The organism is Vibrio sp. OPT46 (assembly GCF_015163535.1).
In the GTDB taxonomy this organism is placed as follows: domain Bacteria; phylum Pseudomonadota; class Gammaproteobacteria; order Enterobacterales; family Vibrionaceae; genus Vibrio; species Vibrio alginolyticus.
In genome coordinates, this window is sequence record NZ_JADDYG010000730.1 from 8,823 (window position 1) to 19,374 (window position 10,552).

A 10,552-nucleotide genomic window follows, 5' to 3' on the forward strand; every position below is an offset into this window, starting at 1 on the left:
TTGGTTCGCCAAAGAAAATAGCGGTTGAGTCAATTGCATGATCCAAGAGATTGAAAACACTAAACCAATACGAGCAATAACAGCAAGACCAATACCAAGGTTTCTTGCCAGCTTACGTTGGTGCAGCGGCAGTCTTTCACATAAGACAGAGATAAAAACGACGTTATCAACGCCTAAGACAACTTCAAGCGCAAACAAAGTGGCGAAAATAGCCCAAGCTTCTGGTTGCATAAAAAGTTCTAGCATGAGTATGTCTCCAATAATAAGAAGACATATGGTGAAGGATTTTGTCGACTAAAGGGGTCGTCCATTAATTATTTATACCTTTGTTACTGAGGGATCATGAGTAAATCACCAAACAATCAACAAAACAATATCTATTTTAATTAACAAGGAACAAGTTTAATTCGTGTACAAATCAATCAACTCCTCCAAATTGATTAAAATTACATAGAAGCTTTAGAATTGAATAAATGAAAGCATTAAAGTCCAACAAAACTAAGATAAATTTCTAGACTTATAAGCACCATCAACCCTTATGCAACCCATTAAATGCATTGAGCTCAAAGAGAAACAGGCGTGTTTCCGAGATAAACAATAGTAAAAATTTGTTTCATGCTGATATACTGCCAAAAATCATAAGAAACCATGCTATTTATGGACTACATTGCTCTTTCGCGTATAAGCCTTAAACATCTAACTGTTTTACATATGTTGTTAACCACTCACAGCGTCACACTTGCGGCAGAACGCTTGTGTGTAACACCATCGAGCGTCAGTAAAACGCTCGGACAGTTGCGCGAAACGCTAAAGGATGACCTTTTTTATCGTGATGGCACTCGCTTAGTGCCGACAGCATTTGCGCTGCATATAGGCCCATCAATCCATGGCATACTCTCCAGTATGAATGGGTTATTACATCAAGGCTCTTTTAATCCGGCTTACTATCAAGGTAGTTTTTCATTAGCAATGCGTGAAAGTTCGTTTGAGCTCTTTGCGCCAGTTCTACAGCACTTGTCCCAACAACTGAGCAATCACGCGCACTTGAATGTCCATGCGAAAGAGGAAATGAGCTTCGATGCATTAGCAAGAGGTCAAGTGGATTTTTTGTTGCTTCCTCACGATCTCAGCCAACCACCCACACAAAATAAAGACTTGGTCTGGAAAACCATTTTGAAAGACGAAATGGTTTGCTTAATGAGAGCATCGAACCCACTCGCTGAGCAACCCCTATCTGTTGAAAGTTACCTTTGTGCAAGACACATCGGTATTCATGATAAAGATCTGTCACAACCTTATTTTGAGCAAAATCTCACCCAAAGGCATTCAAAGCGAAACTTGGCCATGCGTGTAGCCGACTTTGGTTCAGCTGCGGTGATGTGTCAGCACTCGGATTACTTGTTCACATGCTCCAAGCTTTGGGCAAGAGCGGCAATGCAAGCAAAAGGTTTGGTTGAACAAGCTCTTCCATTCGATTACGGACAGGTAGCCTACAGCCTCGTTTGGAACAAAGCGAGCTTAAACGATCCCGCTTTAAAATGGTTACAGCAACAATTACTCGACGCCTGCGCCATGTTAGATGCCTGTGATGCGTAAGCATAGATAAACAACGGTACTACGTGAGTACTGTCGGCACGGTGATAGGGTTACTCACGTAGCATCGAAGCTCTGATTTTAAGCGTTCGATATCATGATGAGAGCACGTATCCCAAGTTAACGCCTCCCCCACTACTCCGTGATGCTGAAAGGCATTTAAACGGATAAGCACCGATTCAGGAAGAGTACTCAAGTAACGTCCAATTGCTACGATTTCTATATCTAAATCACTTTTTTGGGGAATATGCAGTAAGCGGACCTCGTACAATTTTTCGTGTTCAACTAGGTATTGAAGGGTTTTAAATACACGATGATTATCACGCCCAGTTAGCCACTGATGCGTCTCCGTCTGCCACGCTTTCAAATCGATCATTGCGCCATCCAGAAAAGGTAGAATACGCTGCCAACCAGCAACCGCTAAAGAACCGTTACTGTCGATGAAACAAGAGAGGTGCCGTAATTCAGGATCTTGTTTTATCCCTTTAAACAGCTCAATAATGAAAGGAAGTTGTAAGGTAGATTCCCCACCGGATACTGTAACACCACTGATGAAAAAGCGATGCTTGCGTATCAAATCGAGCATTGTTACTACAGAGTAGTCAGTAATTTTTGGATTAGATTGGTTCTGACATATCTCTATACAATGATCGCAGTGGGTGCACTCCTCTTTAAGCCAAACAACGTTGTTGTTTTCGTCGAACTTCAATGCGCCTGCTGAACATTCACTCACACACTCACCACAATGATTACAATGGTTTATCGTGTGAGGATTGTGGCAGTTCAAACACTGATAGTTACAACCCTGTAGAAAGATGACTAGACGATTTCCTGGCCCATCAACACAAGAGAAAGGAAGGATACGAGTGACTTTTGCCAAAAGGCTTCCACTTCGTCTAGACATCTTGTTCTTTCCTAAACCGAACTTATGCCTGCGTGTAAGTCGGTGTTACTTCATGACTCACCACACGTGGCGAGCGTTCTAAAATTTTGGTATTTTTTGCTGCTTCTGCACCTAGAAACGTCGTGTTGGTTCTCGAACCTTCTTCATCATATTTCGCAACATCTGAAAGTTTGATCATGTAGCCTGTCACGCGAATTAAGTCATTTGAAGTGACATTCGCGGTAAACTCACGATAACCAGCATTTAGTGCCCCTTTACATAAATTGAACATCGCTTCTGGGTTAGATTTCACCGTTTCATCAATCGTCAAAATATCGCTGATACCCGCACGATAATACTGATGATGCTTCGTCGTTGCTTGTACATAAGTGACAGGGTCTGGCTCAGCACCATAAGGCAGACGTACACCTGGCGTAACATCATGATCTAAGCTAATGCCGCCTTGTGCATGTAAGAGCGCTTTGCCATCTAAACCATATTTCACCGGGGTTGAGTCCACCAGTTTAGCCAGTGTTGCTGAAACATCATGAGCAAAAGTATTTGCTCGATCATTTTTTCCGTATCGCCCTATTTGCCCTTCTTTTTCAAATAGAAGGTTTACCGCTTCGGCCATGCCGTACACGCCATACATTGGCGCGAAATAGGACTCTTTTATCAACCCTTCTTGCGTCAAAAAGCCTTGAAAGAAGTTCGATTTTTCATGCAAGTGCGTGCTTCTTGCGTTTATGAGCTCGACCATTAATCGATGGTAAGAAGGCAACGCACTGTTTAAGAAGTCGTTACAGTCTGATGCTCGTTTTGCAACTTCTTTTAAATTCATTCGCACCAATGTGTTCGAGCCACCTGCTAATGGAAGCGAGTTGTAGCAACTTACAATACCAAAGCGTGAGCCGTTGTAGGCTTTCGCGTGCATTGGGTAATTGGCAATATGCGGTTTACTGCATTCACAAATATTCTGTGTCGCTTGACGAAGTAAATCATCAGGTGTAACTGTCTCGTCGTACATAAAGGTGAGATTCGGTGCGATCTGCTTGAGCTCCGCATCTACTTTTAAAACAGTGCGACAAATAATGTTGTCTGTCGGTCCGACATTCACATGCATAAACGCATCTGGCAATGTGCGATCCAGCATGACCCAAAAATGTTTTAACTTTTTGTAAATCTGGCTCTCTGTTAGGTCGCCTATGTAAGGCAACAAGACATCATCTAACTGACCTAAGTAAACCGGAATGTTCGTTACCGAAGGAACATGATGGTAAATGATGGTCAGCATGTTCAACGCATCATCGAAATCATCAGCCGGAGACAACTCTAGATAGTCTGAGCCTTGCGATAGAAATTTAGCGTAATCAGGCAACACGTAGCGAGGTTTAAACGGTGCATGACCTTCAAACATATCGCAGATGATGCCTTCATCCATTGCTTGTCTCAGTGATGGAGATACGGTCATATAAGGAATGTACGATTCCGCCTCTAACGCTAAAAAACTCGACTTCTGTTTTGGAGAAAGACGGACGTCGGTCGCGATATCTAGAAAACGTTGTTGTAGTTTAGAAAGGCTTGTCATCTAAGATATTCCTACAAAGTAACCACAAGCCCACAAGACAAAATACGAGCTCTACCCCTAAAGAGTAACGTGATTTTACTCCTGCTTGACTGTTGCCACTAATGAAAATAAACAAAACGTCTATTTCCATTCTGGAAATAAGACAAAGCTAAATTAGCGCATTCCAACTTACTATATGGGAAAACCTAACTGCGTACCGAAATCTGTCTTATTTATCGGTTTGCCGTCGACAACATCACGCCTGCACCAATAAATACTCCACCAGTCAAACGATTGAACAACTTGGCCCTTCCAGCGACAAACAACCAATCGGAGGCTTTTACCCCTAACAATGCATAAAATGTTAGCCAGCTAAGCTCAAAAACCACAAATGTAGACGCGAAAATCGCGTATTGAGCCAGTAGCGGTGCGGAAGGTTCAATGAATTGAGGAAACAAAGCGGTGAAAAAGACTATCGCTTTGGGGTTACTAGCGCCAACAATGAAACCACTAGTGAACGCGCTGAACGCTGTCGCGGAACTTTGAGTCGTTGCCGTTTTATTAAAATCTGTCTGAGATGAGCGCAACGCTTGAATACCTAACCAGATTAAATAAGCGGCGCCACACCATTTGATAATATTAAAAACTAACTCAGATGAAGCAATGACAACTCCCAGCCCGGTAAATGAGAGCGTAAGGACGATCGTAATCGCAGATAAACTGCCAAGCGCAGTCATGAAAGCAATACGAAACCCACTACTCACTCCTTTACTTAAACACAACAGTGAGCTTGGTCCTGGTGAAGCTGTGAGCACGAGAATGGCAAGAGTGTAAAAAATCCATGTATCTATTTGCATTGGCATCCCTTCCAGCAAAATGAGGTTTATAGCCCATTGTGTATAGAACTATTTTATCGCCCGGTTTCTATCCATGAAGCCGAGGTCTTAATAACCATCTTGCATCTAAATAACTTAGAAAAAATTAATAGATAGTTATGCAAATAAAATACGATCTACATGCAAGGATGTAAAGCCTGTTGTATAAGCTTATCTATTTCTCTTAATCATAAAAAGGCTTAGGATCGATCTCTAACGATGAAGGCGCTATCGCTCTTTCAATTTTGTACGCACTCGTTTTTAAGTCCACCATCGTGACATCAGTGTATCGTTTATACTTGCGGGAGTAGAAACATTTCACTTCTGGCTTTAATGCTTGAGATTCATTTGAAGACCAAACAATACCAACACGCCCATCGTTCAACTCGACAATAGAGCCTACGGGGTACATCCCAATGCAATTAATGAATTTGTAAACTAAGTCGGCGTCTAAATGAAATGGCGTTAGACTCAACAAGATTTTAAACGCTTCGGCAGAACTCATGCCTTTTTTGTAACAGCGATCAGCCGTTAGCGCATCGTAGATATCTACAATACAGCTCATACGGCCGTGAATTGGAATCTCCTCCCCCTTCAAGCCTCTAGGATAACCATTGCCATCTAACTTCTCGTGGTGCATCAAACAAACATCACGGCTTACGTCACTAAGTCCTTTTACGTGAAGGATAATCTCACCTGCGAACACTTGATGTAGCTTCATATGTTCAAATTCTTCAGGCGTTAGCTTCGCTGGCTTGTGCAAGATCTTATCATCGACTTTAATTTTACCTACATCATGAATAATGCCACCTACAGCAAGCTGTTTTAGCGTTGGCTTATCCAAGCCCAAGTACTTACCGAATGACACTAAAAGACAAGCGACATTGACGGAGTGTTCCAATAAGTAAGAGTCTTTTTTTCGGAGTGCAGAGACACACTGCAACGCATCTGAGTCAATCAAAACACTTTCAATGACATCGTCAGCCCAAGCTTCTACTTCATCAACTTCAATGATTTTTCCTTCAAAAGTTTGATTCAATAGTTTCTGCGCCAAATCTTTTGCTTCGGCGATCAGCTTTTTGGCTCGCTTGTGTTGGATGTCTCTCGAACGATAAGTTCGTTGACCCCTCTTAAAATCTGAGTGTTTCTGCTCTCTCGTCTCTTTAGTGGCATCAGTTGATTCATCTACAGGCTTGAAGACACACTGCTGCGAAGATAATGTTTGATCTACCCAAACATACTTTACGCCACTTGTAGCAAGCTTCTTAATGCCTTCAGGGCTAGATATCCGCCCTGCATTGGCTAAATTGACGCGCTTGTTGTGCTCTATCGCGGTAACAAACATACCAACGCCGATATCAGCGAGCGCAATTTTGATTGAATTTTTCGGATCGTACTGCATATAAAGAAGGCTTACTCGATATTAACGTCCGCATTATAAGAGATTTGATTACTTGGCGTGATAATAAATTTGAATTGATTACAATTAATGAGCATCCTGTCAATTAATAATCGGTCGCGCTCATTAAGTCCTTTTTGTTATTATGGTTTTATCCAAGATAACATATATACAAATGACGTTAGAAAACAGCACATTGATACCGACACAACTGAAAATAACTTTAGGATAATTATTCATAAATATTTATAGATTGCGGACGGCATCAATAACTGTATTTTATAAATGATTTTTACTGTTGACTATTTTTTATAAATGTCGATGATTAGCCGCCTAATCTTAGTATGTTATTAACCTAGTAGCGCATAAAATGATAGCCAAACAATTTGAACTGACACTTTTGTGATTGTAATGTACGCCAGCAGATCAACTCTATGTTATCAACCCCAACACTCATCTCTGATGCTAAAAGGCTCGAGGAGGAAATATCTTGACCACCATATTTGACCAACAAGTCTCAGATAGTGACCGAGAGTTCCTAAAAATCGTCGAAGAACGATTCATTCATATCTTCGATGTATTTAACGAAGGCCTCTTTTACATGGATGAGTTTGGCACCATGGTATTTTATAACAAGGGCTTTTATGAGCAGCTTGGTATCAACGCTGGTCGAATCAGCTTAGAGCAATGGTTAGACCTTGTTCACCCTCTCGATCGAGAAAGACTCTCCACTCGGGTCGATGCTCACATCATTACCAACAACACGAGGGTCACAACGACCTACCGCGTGCGTAAACCCAATGGACAGTACGTCTGGATTGAAGGCGTAGCCATGACCAAAGAAACAGAACATGGTCATTATATGGTTGGTAGCCACCGTGATATTTCTGAACGCAAGCTGATGGAAAGCTACATTCATCAAGTCGCATTTCATGACAATGCGTCAGGTATGGCTAATCGCGCCCATCTCTTGCTGGATATTGAAGATAGTGTGCGAGCCACTGATTCTTGTGCATCTATCTGTTACATTCAGATAGAAGAGATTAAATCTTACTTAAATCAATATGGCAGCGAGTTGGTCGATGGGTTAGTGGAAAAATTGCTACAAACTCTCAGTCACCTACCTTCTCCAAATAGTTCTGTATATCGCGTACATGATGATGACTTTGCGATTTTGATTCACGATGAATGCTCGGTAGAAACGCTGCAAAGTTACGCCGAAAGTTTAAAGGAAACCTACCACGAGGCAGTGATTGAAGAGGGCCAATACTTAGGAAGTAACATTAGTATTGGTTTGTATCCTTGCATAGATCCAAGTCACTCAGCAGAGGAAATATTACGTAAAGCAGCACGAACTTGTCAGTACGCAAGCGAACAGAATAAAGACCGTGTTGCGGTTTACAGTGAGAAAACTCAGCATGCCGTAGACCGTTATTTCTTTATTGAGCAAGGTCTAAAAAGTGCACTTGAAAAACAGACATTAAGCGTTAAGTTTCAGCCAATTATTGACGCCAAAAGCTCAAAAGTAGTGAGCTTCGAATCTCTGGTTCGCTGGCGTAGCAAAGAGTTTGGCGAAATTTATCCAGACGAATTCATCCCCGTCGCAGAGAACAAAGGTTTGATTGTCGAGCTCGGATATCAAGTCTTTGCCAAAGCGTGTGAATTTATCAAAAACTACCGTGAGCGTTACCAAAACCAAGTTCGTGTAAACGTGAATGTTTCTGTACTTCAGTTAATGAATAGTGAATTCCCTGCGCGAATTAAAGCCATGGCGGATGAGGTTGGTGTCGATCCTGAGTCTATTGTGTTGGAACTAACAGAAACGTTTATTTTGGATAATAATCAGACAGCCATTGCCCCTCTGAATACCCTCAGGGAACTAGGATTTGCACTCTCTCTGGATGACTTTGGATCTGGTTACAGTTCATTAAATAGCTTCTTCGACCTCCCGATGACACAAATCAAAATTGATAGGTCGATGGCGTGGAAAACACTAACCAACCGCTCTTCACAAGAATATCTGAAGTTTCTTATCACTATGTGCCAGGAAAATAATATTGAAGTAGTGATTGAGGGAATTGAAGACGCCAAAATGTGTGAATTTTTTACCGAAATGGGCGTCGATTATCTGCAAGGTTATTGGTTCTCTAAGCCACTTTCTGTTGCCAGTGCAAGCCGCTATTCGTTGAGTTAAGCATACTAGAGCAATATTCCGCACGGCCACGTTAAACATGCTGAACTATTCACTATAGATTTCAGACACTAACTGGCCGTGACGAAAACAAAGCTTAATGCCCCCTATTAACGTAGGCGTTCAAACACAACACTCTGATCTAAATGCTCGTGATACTGAGTGTAATCTAAGCCCACATCAAAGATATATTGGGTCACCAAGTTTCTAACACACTCTATTAATTGGCTTGCTTGCCATGGTTTTTCAAAGTAGCGGTCAATGCCTGCGGAGTTGATCGCATTAATCGTATCGGTGTGCGTCGCTTGCCCGGTAAGAAGCACTTTCCTCGTAAAGCCAAAACGACCGTCTTTTGATACATCGGTCAGCAGTTCTACTCCCGTTTTACCTGGCATCACATGATCGGAAATAATCAATGCGATCATCTCGCCTTCTGCATCAAATTCATCCATCAGTTCTAGAGCCTCACCTGCTGATTCGCAGTCTTCGACATTCAACCATTGATTTAACGGCTCTAAATCTTGTAGAACCGCGCTTAGTACCTCTCGTTGGTCATCAACGCAAATTACATTAAGCTTCTCCATGTTCACCCTCTACTGGTAACTTGATTCTAAAAATCGTTTTTTCACTGTCGCTCTTTACCACAATAGAGCCGTTATATCCGGCGATAATGCGCTTTACAATCGACAGACCTAACCCTAAACCAAACGACAAGCCCCCCTTTTTAGTGGTGAAGTTTGGCCGGAAAATTTTTCTACGTGTCGCTTCATCAATTTCTGGTCCGTTGTTAGCAATCGTGACCAAAATTTTACCCTTACTCTCCCGAGTATGTATTTCGATACCGGGTTTCTCCGTTTCACCAAGTGCATCGCACGCATTCTTTAAGATATTTACCCAAACTTGGACGAGTTCGGTTTGAGAACCAATAAAAGCAGGTAAATCCGCAGGGCTAAAACGAACACTCACTCGTCTTAAGTCACTTTGCAATAGAGCCAAGGCGCGATTGATTGAATCATTGATGTTAATCGCTTCATCCAAGTCGATATCCGTGCGCCCCAATTGTTTTACGGATCGCACAATGCCAACGGTATGTTTAGAAGCGATGCGTAAGTCATGGAGATCTCGCCCCATTTGCCAGAAACGTATCGCTTCTTCTGGTCTTTTTAGCCAATGTTCCGAAAGGAAATTATTTGGAACGGCACGTGCAAGATCACGAGCAACCTCCTTGGTTAAACCGTAGTATTTTTCGAAGTGGCGCCCCCGCTTTCTCGCTTCGCTAGAAGAGACTTTCTGCCCTTGCATTAAACCAAAATCAAAAAATTGACTCGCTTCCGGATGAACTTCTTCAAGCAGTTCCATGATAACTGTCTCTAGCCGTTCTGATTTACTGCTTACAACGCCTATCGCATTGTTCAACTCATGAGCAATACCCGCTGCAAGCTGCCCCAACGTTGTCATTTGCTCTGCGGTATGAAGCTTTTGTAGTGCTTTTTCTTTAGCCAATGCCTCTTGCATTGCGCGCCGTTGACGACGAGATAATTCGTTAACCATCACAGGCATAAATTGTGTCGTCAATGGTCCGTATGTCGCCTCTTCCACGGCGGGCGTATCGCGCTGTATCCAAGCCAATTCAACATCGGTTTGAGCAATCACTGTCGAAGAGGCAGTCCACGTACCAGAAAAGAAACTGTGTACGCCAATAAACGCACCTTGAGACGCAGAAAATACCTGGATCGGTTTCTTGTCATCTTCCGCGTAATAGCCCGCCAGCTCTCCCGAAAGCACATAGTACAAGCGATCGTTGTAGCCTGCTTGCTCAATAAGCACCGACCCGGATAAAACCGTTAATCGGCGTTCAAGGTGATTAAAGTAGCGTTGTACTAACGCGTCTAACTTCGTTTCGTACATGGGTTATCCAATATGCCCAACAGTATGTAAAATCCACACCATCACAAAACTGAGTAATACGCCAATCACGCCTAGCACGGCACCGATACGAGCCATTTGGCCGCTCTCGACATGCCCTGTTGCATGAGCTAACGCG

Annotated in this window: 9 protein-coding genes; 2 read left to right on the plus strand and 7 right to left on the minus strand. The window is 42.5% G+C overall.

Features of this window, described 5'->3' with window-relative positions; translation table 11 throughout:
* The coding region (locus IQR33_RS26130; protein WP_416222696.1) for a TerC family protein at positions 1–246 on the minus strand (246 nt) is incomplete at its 3' end.
* Positions 247–657: 411 nt separating this feature from the next.
* On the opposite strand from IQR33_RS26130, the gene IQR33_RS26135 reads away from it, so the two are divergent.
* Complete coding sequence (locus IQR33_RS26135; protein WP_005377737.1) at positions 658–1,596, plus strand: LysR family transcriptional regulator; 939 nt, start codon at positions 658–660, stop codon at positions 1,594–1,596.
* Between the two features lie 19 nt (positions 1,597–1,615).
* Here IQR33_RS26135 and IQR33_RS26140 read toward each other — a convergent pair whose 3' ends face one another.
* The 4 genes from IQR33_RS26140 to IQR33_RS26155 all read right to left on the minus strand — a co-directional run bounded on the left by IQR33_RS26140 (position 1,616) and on the right by IQR33_RS26155 (position 6,320).
* Positions 1,616–2,497: a YjjW family glycine radical enzyme activase gene (locus IQR33_RS26140; protein WP_193837397.1), complete on the minus strand. Its 882-nt coding sequence runs from the start codon at positions 2,495–2,497 to the stop codon at positions 1,616–1,618.
* 22 nt (positions 2,498–2,519) lie between these two features.
* On the minus strand, positions 2,520–4,064 hold the full coding sequence (locus IQR33_RS26145; protein ID WP_193837398.1) for a YjjI family glycine radical enzyme: 1,545 nt from the start codon (positions 4,062–4,064) through the stop codon (positions 2,520–2,522).
* Positions 4,065–4,276: 212 nt separating this feature from the next.
* On the minus strand, positions 4,277–4,900 hold the full coding sequence (locus tag IQR33_RS26150; protein WP_193837399.1) for a LysE family translocator: 624 nt from the start codon (positions 4,898–4,900) through the stop codon (positions 4,277–4,279).
* Positions 4,901–5,102: 202 nt separating this feature from the next.
* Entirely contained in the window at positions 5,103–6,320 is a 1,218-nt protein-coding gene (locus IQR33_RS26155) for an HD-GYP domain-containing protein (RefSeq protein WP_193837400.1), read from the minus strand.
* A gap of 487 nt (positions 6,321–6,807) precedes the next feature.
* Here IQR33_RS26155 and IQR33_RS26160 point away from each other — a divergent pair, with 487 nt between their 5' ends.
* Positions 6,808–8,511 carry a putative bifunctional diguanylate cyclase/phosphodiesterase gene (locus IQR33_RS26160; RefSeq protein WP_005377743.1) on the plus strand — a complete coding sequence of 568 codons (1,704 nt, stop codon included), beginning with the start codon at positions 6,808–6,810 and terminating at the stop codon, positions 8,509–8,511.
* A 107-nt stretch (positions 8,512–8,618) separates the two neighbouring features.
* On the opposite strand, the gene IQR33_RS26165 is transcribed toward IQR33_RS26160, so the two are convergent.
* Entirely contained in the window at positions 8,619–9,092 is a 474-nt protein-coding gene (locus IQR33_RS26165; RefSeq protein ID WP_005377744.1) for a response regulator, read from the minus strand.
* Positions 9,079–10,416, minus strand: a complete 1,338-nt coding sequence (locus IQR33_RS26170) for an ATP-binding protein (protein WP_005389108.1) — start codon at positions 10,414–10,416, stop codon at positions 9,079–9,081. The genes IQR33_RS26165 and IQR33_RS26170 overlap by 14 nt, the downstream gene beginning before the upstream one ends.
* Positions 10,417–10,552: the final 136 nt, after the last annotated feature.